Source organism: Micromonospora sp. D75, from assembly GCF_018070405.1.
Classification (GTDB): domain Bacteria; phylum Actinomycetota; class Actinomycetes; order Mycobacteriales; family Micromonosporaceae; genus Micromonospora; species Micromonospora chalcea.
Genome location: NZ_JAGPXV010000053.1, coordinates 1 through 16,820, shown reverse-complemented (window position 1 = coordinate 16,820; position 16,820 = coordinate 1). Strand labels below are relative to the sequence as shown.

Genomic DNA, 16,820 nt, shown 5'->3' with positions numbered 1-16,820 from the left:
GCGACGGATCAGGTGCCGCGTTCGCCGGGACGATCTTCCTGGTCACCACGCTCGTCGCCCTGGGGTACGCGTACGGGACGGGTCTGCGCGCGCCACGCTTCGCCACAGTGCTCGCCGCCCAGCCGGTGCTGCCGCTGCTGGCGTACGAGCGGATCACCGGGCCGGTCGGCTGGGCGCTGGTGCTCACCGTGGTGGCCGTGCTCGACCTCGCGCTCGTCCGTTCCGCTGTGGTACGTGAGCGGCCGGTCCGGCGTGACCTGCCCGCCACCGCGCCGCCCCCGCCCGTCCCGCCCCGGCAACGCGCCGACGAGGACCGGCCCGAGTCGGCGCCGGAGGAGGTCGGCGAGGTGCTCGGCGGGGACGCTCCCCCGGAGCCGGCCGCCACCGCCCGGCCGGTGCCGTGGCTGCCCGAGCTGACCTGGCTGCTGCACGGCGTGGCGGTCGCTGTCGCGCTGGCGTACGCGGTCACCGGCCTGCTGCGCGCCGCCACCGTCCCGCCGGCCGCCGCATCGGGCGCGGTGCTGCTGCTCGCCGCCCTGGTCGCGCTGGCCGGCACGCTCGTGCTGCGCCGGCCGCCGCTGCCCGATGTCGGCGCCGGCATCCTCACGCTCGCGGTGATCGGCGCGCTCGGCCGGGTCGCCTCGGTGGCCCTGCCGGGCCGGTCCCTGCTGCTGATCTCCGCCGTCATCGCGCTGACCGGGCTCGCCGTCCGGGCCGTACCGGAGGCGGCCCGGCGGGGTCCGCAGCTCGCGTCGGCGGTGGCGCTCACGGTCAGCGGCCTGGTGGTCGCCGGTGGCGCGCTGCGCGCCGGGCTGGCGCCGCTCCGGGCCGCGCTGCCGGCCTGGTCGGCGGACCTGAGCGGATGGCACGCCGAGCTGGCCCGGGCGGTCGGCCCGACCGGCTGGCAGCTCGCCGCCAGCGCGCTGCTGCTCACCGTCGCCGCCGTGATCGCGCTGCCGCCCGAGATCCGGCGTGAGTTCGCGGTGGTCGGCGCGGCGCTCACCGCGCTCGCCGTACCCGCGTCGCTCGGCCTGGGGTGGGCGGCGGCCTGCTGGCCGATGCTGCTGACCGCGGTCGTCGTCGGTGTGCTCGGGCTGAGCGCCGGCACCGAACGCGCGGCGGTGACACACGCGGTCACCGCGGCCGGGCTGGGCCTGATCGGCGCCGGCGCCGCGCTCGCCCGGCCGGCGCTGACCGCCGCGGCGCTGACGCTGCTCTTCCTGGCCGGCGCGCTGGTCTCCCTCGCCCCTCGGGTCCGGCTCGCCGCCGCCGCGACCGACACCGTCTGCGCCTGGGCGGCCGGCGGCGCGGCGTTCGCGCTGCCGGGCGCCGTCGCCGCGTTCGTCGCCGCCACCGCGCCGACCCCGCCGATCGCCACTCCGGCGAACCTGCGCGAGATCACCGTTCCGATCCTCGCGGCGAGCTTCCTCGCCGTCTGCGTCACGCTCGGCTACGCCGCCCTGGTGCAGGTGGCGCAGCGGCACCTGAGCATTCCGCACGCGCTGGGCACCGTGCTCGGCACGGTGGCCGTCGCCGCCGCCGCGTTCGGCGCGCCGGGCGCGACCTCGGCGGACGCCTGGGTGGGCAGTCTGCTCCTGGTCGCCGCCGCGCTGCTGGCGCTCGCGCCGCGCATCGACGCGGGGCGCCGCGCCGACATGTCCCTGGACGGGTCCGACCTGGCCCTGGCCGCCACCACCGTGGCGCTCGTCGCCACGCTGGCCCGGATCGCCGCGGTGCTCGCCCCCGGCGGTCAGCTCGTGGTGGCCTCCGCGCTGGTGCTGCTGGTCGCGGTGGCAGCCCGGGCGCTGCCGGAGGAGTGGCGGCGCGGACCGATCCTCGGCATCGCCGCCGGTGGCCTGCTCCTCGGCCTGATCGCCGCCTGGAGCGCGCTGCGCGGCGGGCTCGGCGTGCTGGCCACCCCCGGCCCGATCTGGGCCGGGGACCTGAGCGGGTGGCCGGCTGCGCCGACGGGCGGGTCGACCTGGCAGGCACCGGTCGCGCTGGTGCTGCTCGCGGTGACCGCCGCCGTCCTGCTGCCGGCGCCGTGGAAGTACGACGTTTCTGGCCTGGCCGTCGTGCTCGCCACGGTGGGCGCGCCGGCCGCGTTCGAGTTGCCCTGGTGGTCCCCGGTGGTGGTGGGCGCAATGGTGGCCACTGTCTACGGCATGGCGGCCGTGGCCGCTGTCGATCCCCGGGCCTCGCTGTCCCGGGCCACGGTGGCCGGTGTGGTCGCGCTGCACGCGGCCGGGGCGGGACTGGTCCGCCCGGGGACCACGGCGCTGGCGCTCGGCAGCATCGCGCTGATCGGGGCGACGGTGGCCGCCCTGGCCCGTACGCTCGCGCCGTCGCTCGTGGACGACGTACGCGCCGAGGGCATGCCGCCGCACCTGGTGCAGGTGGGCGGCGCAGGCGCGGGCGCCGCGGTGCTCGCCCTGCCCGGCGCGGTGGCCGCCCTGGCCGCCGCGTTCGGCCACCCGCCCCAGGTGGTGCTGACCGCCGCGCTGGCCGCCACCAGCATCGGTCTGGCCGCGATCGCGGCCGCGCGCCGGTACGTGCCGCAGTACCTCCCGTTCGCCAGCGTGGCGGTGGTCGGCGCGGCCACCGTCACCGCTGCCGCCGCGCTCGCGGTCGGCCTGCCGGCGGGCGTGTTCGCCGCCGCCGCCGCGCTGCTCGGCGTGCTCGCCGAACTGGTACGGGCCGCCACGGTCCCGCCCGCCGGCTCGGCCCGGCCGGTACGCCGCTGGACCGTCCTGCTGAACGGGGCGATGCGACGTGACCCGGACGATCCGGTGCTGCGCTGGCGGGTCAGCCCGGCCGCCGGCGCGCTCGCCGCCGCGGCGTTGCCCACCGCGCTGGCGCTGGCCACACTGGCGCCCGCGCTTGTGGTGGCGTTGTTCTCGCCGTTCGCGGTGCTGAGCCGGGTGTGGCAGGGGCCGCCACCGGAGCTGCTGACCCCGCCGGCGAACGCGGTGAATCCCACCCACGTGCTCACCGCGCTGCTGCTCACAGTGACAGCGGCGCTCGCCGCCACCGGGTTCAGCGGGGGCCGGCGGTCCCGTGCGGTGCCGGTGATCCTGCCCGGGGCGGCGGTCACGCTGCTGATCACGCCGGTGGCGCTCGGCCGGGGCTGGCCGGTGACCGCGCTGGCCGCGCTGGCGGTGTTCACCATCTCGATGCTCGGCCTGGCGCTGACCCCACCGCCGGCGCTGGCCGAGCCGGGCCGGTCGATCCGGGTGGCCCGGGTGCTGGTCTTCGCCCTCGGGCTGGCCGCCGGTGGCGCCGGGCTGGCCGGCAGCCTCGCCACCAGCGACCTGACCGTGTTCACGCTCGGCGGCGCGGTGGGCGTGGGCGCCGTCGCCGCGCTGTTCGGCACCACCCAGCGCGCCCGCATCCTGGGCTGGCTGTTCGGCTCGCTGATGGCGCAACTCTTCGTGCTCACCGTCGGCCTGAAGTCCGGGCTCGCCGCGGTGTGGTCCGCCTTCGGGGTACTCGCGGTCGGCGCGGCGTTGCAGGTCTTCGCCGCCACGCTGCCCCGGCTGCGCCGCCCCGAGGCGTACCGGGAGGCGGCCACCGTCGAGTGGAGCGGCTTCGGGGCGGCGCTCATCGCGCTGGCCCTGGCGTACGACTCGCCCCGGCACATCGCCGCGCTGCTGGCCGCGTGGGGCGCGGTCCTCGGGGTGGCGGCCACCCGTCCGGGGCGCCGGCCGATGGAGCGCAACCTGCTGTTCTGGGCGGTAGTGGCCTGCGAGATCAGCGCCTGGTGGATCCTGATGCGGGTGGCCGACGTGGCGCTGCCGGAGGCGTACACGCTGCCGTTCGCGGCGCTCGCCCTGCTGGTCGGGGTGCTGCAACTGCGCCACCGGCCCGACCTGTCGAGCTGGGTGGCGTACGGCCCGGCGCTCGTCACCGCTTTCCTGCCCACGCTGGCGATCGTGATCGCCACCGACTCCAGCATGCTGCGCCAGGTGCTGCTGCTGCTCGGCGCCGTCGCGGTGCTCATCTTCGGCTCGACCAGCCGGCAGCAGGCCCCGGTGATCGTGGGCGCCGCGGTGACCGCGATCGCGGCCGTGCACGCGCTGTTCAGCCTCGGCCCGTGGCTGGTGCTGATCCCGGTCGGCATCGTGCTGCTGGCGCTGGGCGCGAGCAACGAGCGTCGCCGCCGCGCCCAGGAGCGCCTGCAGACCGCGCTGCGCGGCATGCGGTGAGCCGATCGGGCCTGGCGGTGCCGGGCCCGCCCGACTCACGCCCGACGCCGGGCCGCGTGCCCGCCGGTCCGCGGCACCTCACCCGGCCGGTCCGCGGCACTCTGCCGGCCGGTCCGCGGCACCCTGCCCGGCCGGCTCGCGGCGTCTCCCCGGCCGTTCAGTACGGTCACACTCCGTGTCGAAGTGCCGGGGCGGGCGGGGCACCTCTCTGCCGACTTTGCTCTGCAGCCACGGAGGCAACGGTCGCCCACCGTGACGAGTGCCGGTGCGGAGCCAATTTCGAGGAAACGCAGAACCGCAGGTCAAGGCCGCGCCGCGTCGATGGTTGCAGAGCAAAGTCGGCGGAGGGCACAAACAGCCGCCCGCCCAGCCGGTCACGCTCAGCAACCAGCCGGGTTGAGCACGAAGAGTGACGAACGGTCAGGTGAGGGAGGCGCGCAGCGCGGCTTCCTTCTCGGCGACCAGATCCTCCAGGCTCGCCTGGTAGGCGGCCATCCTGTCGCGCAGCACCGGGTCGGAGGCGCCCAGGATGCGTACCGCCAGCAGGCCGGCGTTGCGGGCGTTGCCGATCGAGACGGTGGCGACCGGCACACCGGCCGGCATCTGCACGATGGACAGCAGCGAGTCCATCCCGTCCAGGTACTTCAGCGGCACCGGGACACCGATCACCGGCAGCGGGGTGACCGAGGCGACCATGCCGGGCAGGTGGGCCGCCCCGCCCGCGCCCGCGATGATCACCTGAACGCCCCGGCCGGCGGCGGCCCGGCCGTACTCGATCATCTTGCCCGGGGTGCGGTGCGCCGAGACCACGCCCACCTCGTACGGCACGCCGAACTCGTCCAGCGCCTCGGCGGCGGCCCGCATGACCGGCCAGTCCGAGTCGCTGCCCATGATCAGCCCGACGGTGCTCATCAGTGCCCCTCCTGGAGCCAGCGGGCGGCACGCGCGGCCCGGGCCCGTACGTCCTCAAGGTCGTTGCCGAGCACGGTGACGTGCCCGATCTTGCGGCCGGGGCGGACCTGCTTGCCGTACAGGTGGACCTTGGCCCCGGGCTCGGCGGCGAACAGGTGGTGCAGCCGCTCGTCGATGGAGATGCCGCCCGGCTCGCCGCCGAGCACGTTCGCCATCACCACGACCGGCGCGGTCAGCGAGGTGTCCCCCATCGGGTAGTCGAGGACTGCCCGCAAGTGCTGCTCGAACTGCGAGGTCCGGGCCCCCTCGATGGTCCAGTGACCGGAGTTGTGCGGCCGCATGGCCAGCTCGTTGACGACCAGCCCGGACGGCGTGTCGAACAGCTCCACCGCGAGCAGGCCGACCACACCGAGCGCGGTCGCGAGGTCGATGGCGAGCTGCTGCGCGGCGACGGCCTGCTCCTCCGGCAGGTCGGGCGCGGGCGCCAGCACCTCGACGCAGATGCCGTCGCGCTGCACCGTCTCCACCACGGGGTACGCGGCGACCTGCCCGAACGGCGACCGCGCCACCTGCACGGCCAGTTCCCGGCGCAGCTTCACCCGCTCCTCGACCAGCAGCGGCGTGCCACCGGCGAGCAGCGTGGCGGCCAGCTCACCGGCCGCGCCGGCGTCGTCGACCATCCAGACGCCGCGCCCGTCGTAGCCGCCCCGGGCGGCCTTGAGCACCACCGGCCAGCCGGTCTCCTCGCCGAAGGCGATCAGGTCGGCCGGGGACTCCACCGGACGCCAGGCCGGGTTCGGCGCGCCCAGCTCACCGAGCCGTTCCCGCATCACCCGCTTGTCCTGCGCGTGCACCAGCGCCTCGGCCGGCGGGAACAGCTTCACGCCCTCGTCGGTCAACGCGCGGATGTGCTCGTTGGGCACGTGCTCGTGGTCGAAGGTGACCACGTCGCAGCCCTTGGCGAACGTACGCAGCGCGGCCAGGTCGGTGTGGTCGCCGTACTGGACGTCGGCGGCGACCAGCGCGGCGCCGTCGTCCGGGGCGAGCGCCAGCACGCGCAGCGACTGGCCGAGGGCGATGGCGGCCTGGTGGGTCATCCGGGCGAGCTGGCCGCCACCCACCATGCCCACGACGGGGAGACCGGTACGGGAGTCCATAGCGCCGCCAGCCTATAAGGGCCGGCGCCGGGCCGGACCGCGAGGGCGGCCGACCCACTCCGCTCAGGCGAGCTGCGCGATCAGCTCCTCGACGCCGGTCACCGGCCGCTGGCAGACGAAGCCCCGGCAGACGTACGCGGCGGGCCGCCCGTCGACGAACGGTCGTCCGGCCAGCAGCGGCACGCCGGGCTGGTCCGGGGCGCCGGCCACCACCACCGCGCCGGGCGGGGCGTGGCGCCGGGCAGCGGCCACCAGCGGGTCGCCCTCCGGGTCGCCGGTCGCCACCGCGATCTCGTACGGCCCGGACAGCAGCGCCTCGCCGACGGTGGCGGCGTAGCCGGTGAACCGGGCGTGCCGGTCGACGATCGGCGCGACAGTCGACAGCGTCTGCTCGGCCGCCTCCCGGTAGCGGGTCTCCCCGGTCAGCGCCGCGTACGCCACGAGCGCCGCGACGATCGCCGAGCGGCCCGACGGGGTCGCGTTGTCGGTCGGGTCGGCGGGCCGGGTGACCAGGCGCTCGGCGTCGTCGGCGGTGTCGTAGAAGGCGCCGTCCGGGCCGGCGAACCGGGCCAGCGCCACATCGAGCAGCTCACCGGCCAGGCTCAGCCACCGCCCCTCGCCGGTGAGCTGGTGCATCGCGCAGAACGCCTCGGCGACGCACCCGTAGTCCTCCAGCACCCCGGCCGGCTCGCCCACGACCTTGTCCCGGGAGACCCGGCGCAGCCGCCCGTCCACCACGTGCACGGTGGCCAGGTGCTCGGCGGCGTCCCGCATCGCGCCGTCGGAGACGATCAGCACGCCGTCCATCAGGTTCGCGTCCTCGTCGTCCGGGGACACGAGCAGTGCGGCGACCTGCTGGAACTCGGCGATGGCGGTGATCGCCAGCCCGTTCCAGGCGGCCACCACCTTGTCGTCGCGGGCCGGCTGTGGGCGGGTGTCGCGGGCGGCGAGCAGCCGGCCCACCACGTCCTGCCAGCGGGCCCGCACCGCCGGGTCGGCGTCGTCGACGTCCCGGGCCAGCCGCAGCACGCTGCTGCCGTGCTCGAACGTGCCCTCGGCGGTGACCTCGAACAGATCGGCGGCAAACCGGCCGTCGTCGGCCCCCAGCACCTCGACGAGCTGGTCGGGCGTCCAGACGTAGGTGAGCCCCTCGACGCCCTCGGTGTCCGCGTCCAGCGCCGAGGCGAAGCCTTCACCGGCCCGGTGCAGCTCGTCGGCGAGGAACCGGGCGGTGTCCCGGGCCACCCGGCGGGCCAGCCCGTCGCCGGTGAGCCGCCAGAGCTGGGTGTAGACGCGCAGCAGCAGCGCGTTGTCGTAGAGCATCTTCTCGAAGTGCGGCACAGTCCAGTGGCCGTCCACCGAGTAGCGGGCGAACCCACCGGCGAGCTGGTCGTTGAGGCCGCCACGGGCCATCGCCTCGCAGGTGTGCCGGACGATCTCCAGGCTGCGCGCCGAGCCGGTGCGCTGGTGGTGCCGGAGCAGGAAGAGCAGGTTCATGTGCGGCGGGAACTTCGGCGCGCCGCCGAAACCGCCGTTCGTCTCGTCGTACTCCCGGGCGAGCTGGCTCGCGGCGGCGTCGAGCAGGTCGGCGGTGAGCGGGGCGGTCACGCCCCCGACCGCCTGCGCGCCGCCGATCGCCTCGACCACGGCGGCGCCCTGCCGCAGCACCGCCTCGCGCTGGTCGCGCCAGGCGGTGGCGACCGAGCCGAGCAGGCGGATGAAGTTGGCGCGCGGGAAGTACGTGCCGCAGAAGAACGGGGTGCCGTCCGGCGTCGCGAAGACGGTCATCGGCCAGCCGCCCTGCCCGGTCATCGCCTGGGTGGCGGTCATATAGACCGCGTCGACGTCGGGGCGCTCCTCGCGGTCGACCTTCACGCAGACGAAGTCGTCGTTCATCAGCCGGGCCACTGCCTCGTTCTCGAACGACTCGTGAGCCATCACATGACACCAGTGGCAGGCCGCGTAACCGACCGAGATCAGCACCGGCACGTCGCGCCGGTTCGCCTCGGCGAACGCCTCCTCGCACCACGGCCACCAGTCGACCGGGTTGTCGGCGTGCTGGAGCAGATAGGGCGAGGTGGCCTTGGCGAGTCGGTTCACCACCCGACCCTATCCACCATCGCCTTCCGACGCCGCCGGTGCGGCAGGGGTCAGGATGCGCCGTCGGCGCGCAGCGGGAAGACGTTGCCCCGGGCGCCGTCGCGCAGCGACCCGAGCACCGCGGCGATCTTGTCGGCGGGCATCGGCTTGAAGAAGTGGTAGCCCTGGGCGGCTGTGCAGCCCAGCTCGGCCAGCGCGGTGCGCTGCTCGGCGGTCTCGACGCCCTCGGCCACGACCCGCAGCCCCAACTCGTGGGCCAGCCCGACGGTGGTCCGGACGATCGCCGCCGCCTCGGGCGAGTCGGCCATCCGGAGCACGAACGACCGGTCCACCTTCAGCTCGTCCACGGCGATCCGGGTGAGGAACGTCAGCGAGGAGAAACCGGTGCCGAAGTCGTCCACCGCGAGCTGCACGCCCATGGCGCGCAGCGTGGCCAGCACCTCGTCGATGATCTCCAGCTCGCTCATCACCACCGTCTCGGTGATCTCCAGGACCAGCCGGTGCGGCGGGACCTGGTGACGGCGAAGCGCCTCGTCGATCTCGGCGGGCAGTCGCGGGTCGAGCAGGCTGCGCGCGGACAGGTTCACCGAGATGGGGACGTCCAGCCCGTCCCGCGCCCACGCGGACGCCACGGCCAGCGCCTTGTCCAGCACGTACCGGGTGAAGCTGCCGAGCTGCTCGCTGTTCTCCACCGGGCGGATGAAGTCGGCCGGGCCGAGCCATCCCCGGCGCGGGTGCCGCCACCGGATCAGCGCCTCCACGCCGGTCGGCGCGCCGGTGGCCAGGTCCACCGCCGGCTGCAACGCCAGGACCAGCTGGTCGGCGGCGGCCAGCGCCTCCCGCATCTCCGCGAGCAACGCCAGGTGGTCGGTGCTCGCCGCGTCGCGGGAGCTGTCGTACGCGGCGACGCTGCCGCCGCCCTCCTTCGCCTGGTACATGGCGATGTCGGCGCGCCGCAGCAGCTCGGTCAGGTCGGCCGCGCCCGCGTCGGCCACCACCACGCCCACTGCCACCTCGACGGACATCCGTACCCCGGCCACCTCGGTCGGGGCGGCGAGGCGTTCGGCGACCTCCCGGGCCTGGCGCAGCGCGTACGCCAGCGGGGCCGTCCGGTCCTCGACCATCGGCACCGAGGTCAGCAGCAGCGCGAACTCGTCACCGCCGAGCCGCCCGAGCAGGTCGCCCGGCCGGGTCAGCGCGGCGAGGCGGCTGGCGGTGAGCCGCAGCAGCTGGTCACCCGCCGAGTGCCCGAGCGTGTCGTTCACCTCCTTGAACTGGTTCACGTCGAGCAGCAGCAGGGCCACCGGGTGGTCGTGCGGGCGCTGCCGCAACGCCTGGTCCCCCTTGGTGAGCAGCGCCGCCCGGTTCAGCAGGCCGGTGAGCTGGTCATGCACCGCGTCGTACGACGAGCGGGCGGTGACCAGCCGCAGCTCCCGATGCGTGGCGGCGTCGTGCAGGGCGGCGGCGAGCGCGTCCCCGAAGGCCGCCACGCCGTCGCGTTCCCGGGCGCTCGGCGGGGCGGACCGGGCGAACCGCACCCGCAGCCGGCCGACCTCGGCGGAGCCCACGACGAGCCGGCGCATCAACTCGTGCTCGGCGACGCCGGCGCACCCGGCGGGTTCCACCTCCCGGTCCCGGACCTGCCCGCCACGGTCGGCCCGGTACCGGCGCCAGCGTCCCTCGCCCCGGGCCACGTCGACCTCGACCAGTTCGGCGCCGAACAGCGTGAGCGCGCCGGTCACCGCGGCGGTCGCCACGCCCCGCTCGTCGAGCTGGTTGAGCGCGGCGGTGGCCTCGGCGAACGCCCGCCAGGTCCGGCGCTCCTGGTCGGCCCGCAGCCGGTGCCGGTAGGTCTGCTGGAGCAGCCAGAGCGGCGGCGGCAGGAGCAGCAGCCAGCGCGCGTCGAGTTCGAGCAGCGCGACGACCACCAGGCCGACCGCCACGTTGCCGACGAACATGAGCAGCTTGCCGCGCAGCGCGGCGAACAGCGGCGGCCCCATCGGGATGCCGTGCCGCAGCGCGAGCGTCACGGCGCCCAGGAAGGCGGTGGTGAGCAGGTACGTCACCGCGGCGGCGGTGAGCGTGAGCGCGAGTTCCGGGGTGGGCGCGGCGAGCAGCGGCGGGCCGAGGGCGGTCGCGACGGCCGCCGCGAGCGCGGTGGCGGCGGTGAGCGAGCCGGCGATCCCCGCCAGTTCCAGGGCCGGTCGACGGTCCGACACCACCGACATCACGGTCCAGGCGGTGCCCACGCCCAGCAGGGCGGCGGCCGGAAGCCAGCCGGCCGGCACCAGCCAGAGGCAGACCACCAGCGCGGCCTCGCCCCAGGTGATGCTCACCATCCCCGAAGCGGTACGGAAGCGCAGCCGGGCGAGTTGGGCAACCGCGAACGCGACAGTGGCGATGCCGAACCGCGCCGGGCCGGGCAGCGGGTGGTCCACCGGGAGGTGTGGCGGGACGACCAGGCCGAGGACGGCGGCCAGCAGACCGGTGAACGCGACCGCGACGGTCAACACGACGACGCCCGTCGGCGTCCCGCGCAGGCCGACCCGGTCCGGGGGACGGTCGGCCGGCTCGGTGGTCACGGGGCCGCCCCGTCACCGGGCCGGGCGGAGGCATGGCCGGGGGCCGGTGCTGCCTTCGACATCGGCGTCCCCCTTCCGCGCAGGGTCCGGGGCCTGACGGTCCCCCCGGCGGAAGGCTAAGCCAAAGCCGGTGGTCGCAACAGGGGGCGACGACCGGCTTGGGCGTGATTCACGCGGTGTTCAGCTGTTCCGTCGCTGCTGGGAGCCGCTGGGCGTGTTCGTCGGTGAATCCTGCTCGACGAGCCCTTCTGTCGGATCGGCGACTGCGGAATCGGCCCGGCCCGGGGTGCCCTGGTGCGGGAAGCGGTCGGGCAGCCGGCGCAGCCGGGCGTTCATGTTGCGGATCAGCAGGACGGTGACGGTGGCCAGCGCAACGATGAGGAAGAGGCCCATCGGACCGGCCAGACCACCCGTGCGGGTGTCACCGAAGTTGTTCTGTGCGAGCACCTCGACGGCGGTCAGCATGGTGTTCCTCCGATGTGCGACTGCGCACCAGGGTAGACCCCGGCCCGGTCAGTGGGCACGGCACGCCTCCCGTACGCCCGCGAAGAGGTCGGACTCGGGCAGCGGGCTGTCCACCAGCGACCGGGCGAGTTGGAAGTCCTCCGTCGGCCAGGCGCGCTTCTGCAGCTCCATCGGCACCTGGAACCAGAACCCGTCCGGGTCGATCTGGGTGGCGTGGGCGCGCAGGGCGTCGTCGCGGACCGGGAAGTAGTCGGCGCACTCGACCCGGGTGGTGATCCGCGCACCCTTGTCGGGGCGCTCGTCCCAGCGCTTCATCCACTCGCCGTACGGCGATTCGAGCCCGGCTTCGAGCACCGCCTCGTGCAGGCTCATGATCTTGGCCCGGGAGAAGCCCACGTCGTAGTAGAGCTTGAGCGGCTGCCACGGCTCGCCCAGTTCGGGATGGCGCTCCGGGTCACCGGCCGCGTCGAACGCCGCCACGGTGACCTTGTGGGTCATGATGTGGTCCGGGTGCGGGTAGCCGCCCTCCTCGTCGTACGTGGTGACGACGTGCGGGCGGAACTGCCGCATCAGGCGCACCAGCGGCGCGGCGGCGACGTCCACGTCCTGCAGGGCGAAGCAGCCCTCCGGCAGCGGCGGCAGCGGGTCGCCCTCGGGCAGCCCGGAGTCGACGAAGCCGAGCCACGCCTGCTCGACGCCGAGGATCGCCCGGGCGGCGTCCATCTCGGCCCGCCGGATGTCACCGATGTTGGCCCACACGTCGGGGCGGTCCATCTTCGGGTTGAGCACGCTGCCCCGTTCGCCACCGGTCGCGGTGACGACGAGGACGTCCACCCCCTCGGCGACGTATTTCGCCATGGTGGCGGCACCCTTGCTCGACTCGTCGTCGGGATGGGCGTGCACCGCCATGAGACGCAGCTGTTCTGCCACCTTCGGCGCTCCTCGTCTGTGCCCGCCGACCACCCTCCGGTCGGCTGACCTGCCGGAATCTCCCCCCGCGCCCGCGAAAGCCCCCGTGACGGCCGGTCGGGGGCCGCCACCGGAGTGGCCAGGGCCACGCCCGCCGGTCCAGGCCGACCTGCCATCCTTGACTCAGCGCCGGGCTGGGAAGATGGACCTAGCCATTCTTGCCGATGCCGCCGACAACAACGCCAGGAGATACCCGCCGGTGAGCGAGACGCACGCCACAGTCGCCGCGGAGGCGCCGGTCTACCCGCCCGGCCGGTACGGCCGACGCCGGGAGCCGGGGCGCCGCCGGCCGGTCCTGCTCGCCCTGACGGTGGCGGTCCTGCTCGCCGTCCTCGGGCTGGGCGCGGCGAAGCTCTACTACCAGTACGGCGACCCGGAGTACCAGGGCGAGATGATCAGCTACTCCGACATCACCGACTCCCGGGTGACAGTCGACTTCCGGGTCACCGTGCCGCCGGGTGGCTCCGCCACCTGTCTGCTGCGGGCCCGCTCGCACGACGGCGCCCAGGTGGGCAGCATCGAGACCACTGTGAGCGCCGAGCCGGGCCAGCGCCACATCCGGACCCGCCAGGAGGTGCCCACGAGCGCCCGGCCGTTCATCGGTGAGGTGTTGCGCTGCCGGCCGGCCGGCTGAGCCGGAGCGCCGGCGAGCCGCCGGCAACCGCACCCCGGTCCCGTCGCCGGCACCGGGGTGATTGAGCACACCTCGACGTGTGCGGCACTGGTAGCCTTGCAAGTTCACCTGTCAGCCAGTCCGCACCAACCGAGGAGACCGCCTGTGTCCACAAATGGAAACGAGGCGCCCGCCACCTGGCTGTCCCAGGACGCCTACGACCGTCTGCAGGCAGAGCTCGACGAGCTGATCGCCAACCGGCCGGTCATCGCTGCCGAGATCAACGCCCGGCGCGAGGAGGGCGACCTGCGGGAGAACGGTGGCTACCACGCCGCCCGCGAGGAGCAGGGCAAGGCCGAGGGCCGCATTCTCTACCTCAAGGAGCTGCTGCGCACCGCCAAGGTCGGTGAGGCTCCGGACACCGATGCGGTGTCGCCGGGCATGGTCGTGACGATCTACTTCGACGACGACGCGGACGACAGCGAGACGTTCCTGCTCGGCTCCCGGGAGATCGCCTCCACCACCGACCTGACGGTGTACAGCCCCGAGTCCGCGCTCGGCCAGGCCATCCTCGGCGGCAAGGCGGGGCAGACCTGCACCTACACCGCGCCGAGCGGCGCCGATATCAAGGTGACCATCGTCTCCTTCGAGCCGTACAGCGGCTGACCTTCCGGACCCGCGCCGGATGGCTCGGGTCCCGAACCCGACCGAGGCTGACAGGCTCCTCGGACCCGAGCCGCACACCCGAACGCCCCGACCGGATCATCCGGCCGGGGCGTTCGCGTTCCGCTGTGACGTCGGTGTTCCACCGAGGGGCTCAGCCCTCGCCGGTGAAGACCACCTGGTAGCCGCTGGCCCGCAACGCGCTGATCAGGGTGTCCGAGTGCTCCACCCCGCGCGTCTCCACGGACAGGGCTACCTCCACCTCGCCCAGGCGCAGGTGCGGGTTGGCCCGCTGGTGCACCACGTCCACCACGTTGGCCCGGTGCTCGGCGATCTCGCCGAGCAGCGAGGCGAGCTGGCCGGGCCGGTCGACGCAGCGCACCGTGATCCGCAGGAAACGGCCGGCCGCCGCCAGACCGTGCTCGATCACCCGGAGCATGAGCAGCGGATCGATGTTGCCGCCGGAGAGCACCGCGACCACCGGCGCGGTCACCTCCACCGCGCCGGACAGCAGCGCCGCCACCCCTACCGCGCCGGCCGGCTCGACCACCTGCTTGCCGCGTTCGAGCAGCATCAGCAGCGCCCGGGAGATGTCCTCCTCGGAGACCGTGACGACGTCGTCGACGAGCTTGCGGACGTGGGTGAAGGTCAGCTCCCCCGGCCGGCCGACGGCGATCCCGTCGGCGATCGTCGCGAACGAGGGCAGGCGTACCGGCTCGCCGGCCCGCAGCGAGGGCGGGAAGGCGGCGGCGCTCGCCGCCTGGACCCCGATCACCCGTACGTCGGGACGCAGCGCCTTGGCCGCCACCGCCATCCCGGAGACCAGTCCGCCACCGCCCACCCCGGTCACGATGGTGCGCACGTCCGGGCACTGTTCGAGGATCTCCAGCGCGACGGTGCCCTGACCGGCGATCACGTCCGCGTGGTCGAACGGGTGGATGAACACCGCACCGGTCCGCTCGGCGAAGGTCTGCGCCGCGACGAGCGACTCGTCCACCGTGTTGCCGACCAGCTCGACCTGCGCGCCGTACCCCTTGGTCGCGGCGACCTTCGGCAGCGGCGCGTTCACCGGCATGAAGACGGTGGCGTGCGCGCCGACCAGCCCGGCGGCGAGCGCCACCCCCTGGGCGTGGTTGCCGGCGCTCGCCGCGACCACGCCCCGGGCCCGCTCCTCGGCCGAGAGGCGGGAGATCCGCACGTACGCGCCACGCACCTTGTACGACCCGGCGCGTTGCAGGTTCTCGCACTTGAGCCAGACCGGCCCGCCGAGCGCGGCGCTGAGCGGCCGGGACGGCTCCAGCGGGGTGGTACGGGTGACACCGCCGAGCAGTTCCCGCGCAGCTTGAACGTCGGCGAGACCGACCAGTTCCGTCATGCCCCGATCGTGCCACCCGGCCCCGGTGGGATTTGCGCCGACGTGGCCGACGGCGCGGGCGGCACCGACGCGACGGAAGCGGGCCGGTCGGGGCGCCCCGGCCCGCCCGGCTGACCCGGCCACGCCGGCTGACCCGGCCACGCCGGCTGACCCGGCCACGCGGGCACGGCCCGGGCGAGCCGGTCCTGCTGGGCGGCGGAGATCCGGCGGATCAGCACGACGAACGCGATCCCGGCGACCAGGCAGGCCAACGCCGGCACCAGCCGGGGCGCGAGCGCCTCCTCGTAGTAGCGCACGTACGTGCCGAACTCCGCGTCGTTGCGGGGCAGCTCGGTCAGCCGGTCGTACCGCTGCTGCTGCGCCTGCGCGACGAACCGGTCACCGATCAGGAACACCAGCCAGCTCACCCACCACACCCCGACCAGCCACGACTGGCGGCGCTGCCAGACGCTGTTCCGGAGCAGGTCGGCGAGCACCCGGGCCGGCACCACGAGGTTGGCGAACGGCACCAGCCAGCCGGCGATCGACCACGCCGGGCTCAGGCTCGGCACGGCGCCCGGGAAGGCGTCCAGGTTCTTGCGCGCCCGCCAGGTCCAGATCACCACGAGCGTCCCCGCGGTCAGCAGGGCGAGCAGGTAGGGCAGGGTGAACAGCACCTCGACCAGCACCGCGCCGAGCAGCACGTCCCGGTCGAGCTGCTCGGCGGCCGAGCGGGCCATCCGCACACCAACCAGCGGGAACAGAGCCGTGAGCAGGTAGCAGAGGGTGGCGGCGCCGACCGCGGACGCCCCGGCCACCGCCAGTCCGCGCACGCCGTACGTGGGCGCGCCGGGACTCACGGCGGGTTGGCCGACGCGCGTACCGCAGCGCTGGCACTCCTCAAAGGCCGGGGACGTGGCGTCCCCGCAGGTCTGGCAGTTCATCGGGGACCGTCCGAGTTGGTGTGCGCGACAGGGTGCGCACACGCTAGACGATCACGCGGTGGCCGGCGACCCCGTTCCGACGCGGGGGTAGCCGGGGGCGTGCCGCGCCCACGGCGCCTGCATCTCGAACTGACCGGCCACGCCGAGCAGCAGCAGCTCGGAGCCGGGCGGGCCGACGAACTGCACGCCCACCGGCAGCCCGTCCGGGCGGCGGCCGACCGGCACCACGATCGACGGCAGCCCGGCGATGTTCCACGGCGCCGCGTACGGGGCGTACCTGATGTTCGCCGACATGTTCGCCAGCCAGGAGCGGCCGGACCAGCCGGCGGCCTCCGGCGGCGGCCCGGCCAGCGCCGGGGTGAGCAGCAGGTCGATCGAGTTGTCCGCGAAGAAGTTCACCGACCGTTCGCGCCAGGCGGTCCGGTCGGCCTCCCGCACGTACCCCCGGCGCTGCGCCCACTCGCCGAGCGTGACGTGCCGGCGGCTGCGGCGCTGGAGCTGGCGCGGGGCGACCCCGGCGGCGCGCACGTCGGCGGCGGCCGCCGCGAACCAGGTGGCGATGCCCTGCAGGCCGAGCCGGGTCGGGTATACCGGGTCGGTGGGCACGGTGTCGTGACCGGCGGCGGCGAGCAGGCGGCCGGCGGCGGCCACCGCGTCCCGGTTCGGGGCGTCCGGCGAGACGCCGCGCACCGGCGAGCGCAGCGAGACGCCGACCCGTAGCCGCGCCGGCGGGACCAGCTTGTCCGGCCGGCGACCGGCCAGCACCGAGAAACCGACCACCGCGTCGGCCACGGTGCTGGTGAGCATGCCGTGCTCGGTCAGGCCGAACCAGTCGTCCGCGCCGAGCTGGCAGGGC

The 16,820-nt window shown here is 74.8% G+C and carries 12 protein-coding genes; 3 read left to right on the top strand and 9 right to left on the bottom strand.

The features are described from left to right. A partial coding sequence (locus KBX39_RS05635; protein WP_210869446.1) for an SCO7613 C-terminal domain-containing membrane protein occupies positions 1-4,205 on the top strand: 4,205 nt, incomplete at its 5' end. A gap of 420 nt (positions 4,206-4,625) precedes the next feature. Here KBX39_RS05635 and purE read toward each other — a convergent pair. From purE to mca, 6 genes are all read right to left on the bottom strand, one after another. Then, positions 4,626-5,117 (bottom strand): 5-(carboxyamino)imidazole ribonucleotide mutase, encoded by a 492-nt coding sequence (gene purE / locus KBX39_RS05630; protein WP_043326491.1) that lies wholly within the window; start codon positions 5,115-5,117, stop codon positions 4,626-4,628. Continuing rightward, the gene (locus tag KBX39_RS05625) at positions 5,117-6,274 is read right to left on the bottom strand and encodes a 5-(carboxyamino)imidazole ribonucleotide synthase (RefSeq protein WP_210869444.1); all 1,158 of its coding nucleotides are present in this window, start codon (positions 6,272-6,274) and stop codon (positions 5,117-5,119) included. The genes purE and KBX39_RS05625 overlap by 1 nt, the downstream gene beginning before the upstream one ends. Positions 6,275-6,337: 63 nt before the next feature. Further along, on the bottom strand, positions 6,338-8,374 hold the full coding sequence (locus KBX39_RS05620; RefSeq protein WP_210869441.1) for a thioredoxin domain-containing protein: 2,037 nt from the start codon (positions 8,372-8,374) through the stop codon (positions 6,338-6,340). 50 nt (positions 8,375-8,424) lie between these two features. Then, on the bottom strand, positions 8,425-10,914 hold the full coding sequence (locus tag KBX39_RS05615; RefSeq protein WP_210869448.1) for a bifunctional diguanylate cyclase/phosphodiesterase: 2,490 nt from the start codon (positions 10,912-10,914) through the stop codon (positions 8,425-8,427). Positions 10,915-11,136: 222 nt separating this feature from the next. Continuing rightward, positions 11,137-11,421 carry a hypothetical protein gene (locus tag KBX39_RS05610; protein ID WP_043326501.1) on the bottom strand — a complete coding sequence of 95 codons (285 nt, stop codon included), beginning with the start codon at positions 11,419-11,421 and terminating at the stop codon, positions 11,137-11,139. 48 nt (positions 11,422-11,469) lie between these two features. Beyond that, positions 11,470-12,351 carry a mycothiol conjugate amidase Mca gene (gene mca, locus KBX39_RS05605; RefSeq protein ID WP_043326504.1) on the bottom strand — a complete coding sequence of 294 codons (882 nt, stop codon included), beginning with the start codon at positions 12,349-12,351 and terminating at the stop codon, positions 11,470-11,472. Between the two features lie 238 nt (positions 12,352-12,589). Between mca and KBX39_RS05600 the strand changes: the two genes are divergently transcribed. Beyond that, positions 12,590-13,024, top strand: a complete 435-nt coding sequence (locus tag KBX39_RS05600; protein ID WP_043326506.1) for a DUF4307 domain-containing protein — start codon at positions 12,590-12,592, stop codon at positions 13,022-13,024. Positions 13,025-13,168: 144 nt separating this feature from the next. Continuing rightward, positions 13,169-13,669, top strand: coding sequence for a transcription elongation factor GreA (gene greA, locus KBX39_RS05595; protein ID WP_043326508.1), 501 nt, complete (start codon positions 13,169-13,171; stop codon positions 13,667-13,669). A 151-nt stretch (positions 13,670-13,820) separates the two neighbouring features. Here greA and ilvA read toward each other — a convergent pair whose 3' ends face one another. From ilvA to KBX39_RS05580, 3 genes are all read right to left on the bottom strand, one after another. Continuing rightward, positions 13,821-15,041: a threonine ammonia-lyase gene (ilvA, locus tag KBX39_RS05590; RefSeq protein WP_043326509.1), complete on the bottom strand. Its 1,221-nt coding sequence runs from the start codon at positions 15,039-15,041 to the stop codon at positions 13,821-13,823. Then, positions 15,038-15,880, bottom strand: coding sequence for a DUF4328 domain-containing protein (locus tag KBX39_RS05585; protein ID WP_312246276.1), 843 nt, complete (start codon positions 15,878-15,880; stop codon positions 15,038-15,040). Before KBX39_RS05585 ends, ilvA begins: the two co-directional genes overlap by 4 nt. Positions 15,881-16,015: 135 nt before the next feature. Then, positions 16,016-16,820: amidase family protein (locus tag KBX39_RS05580; protein ID WP_247659901.1), on the bottom strand; the 805-nt coding region annotated here is incomplete at its 5' end.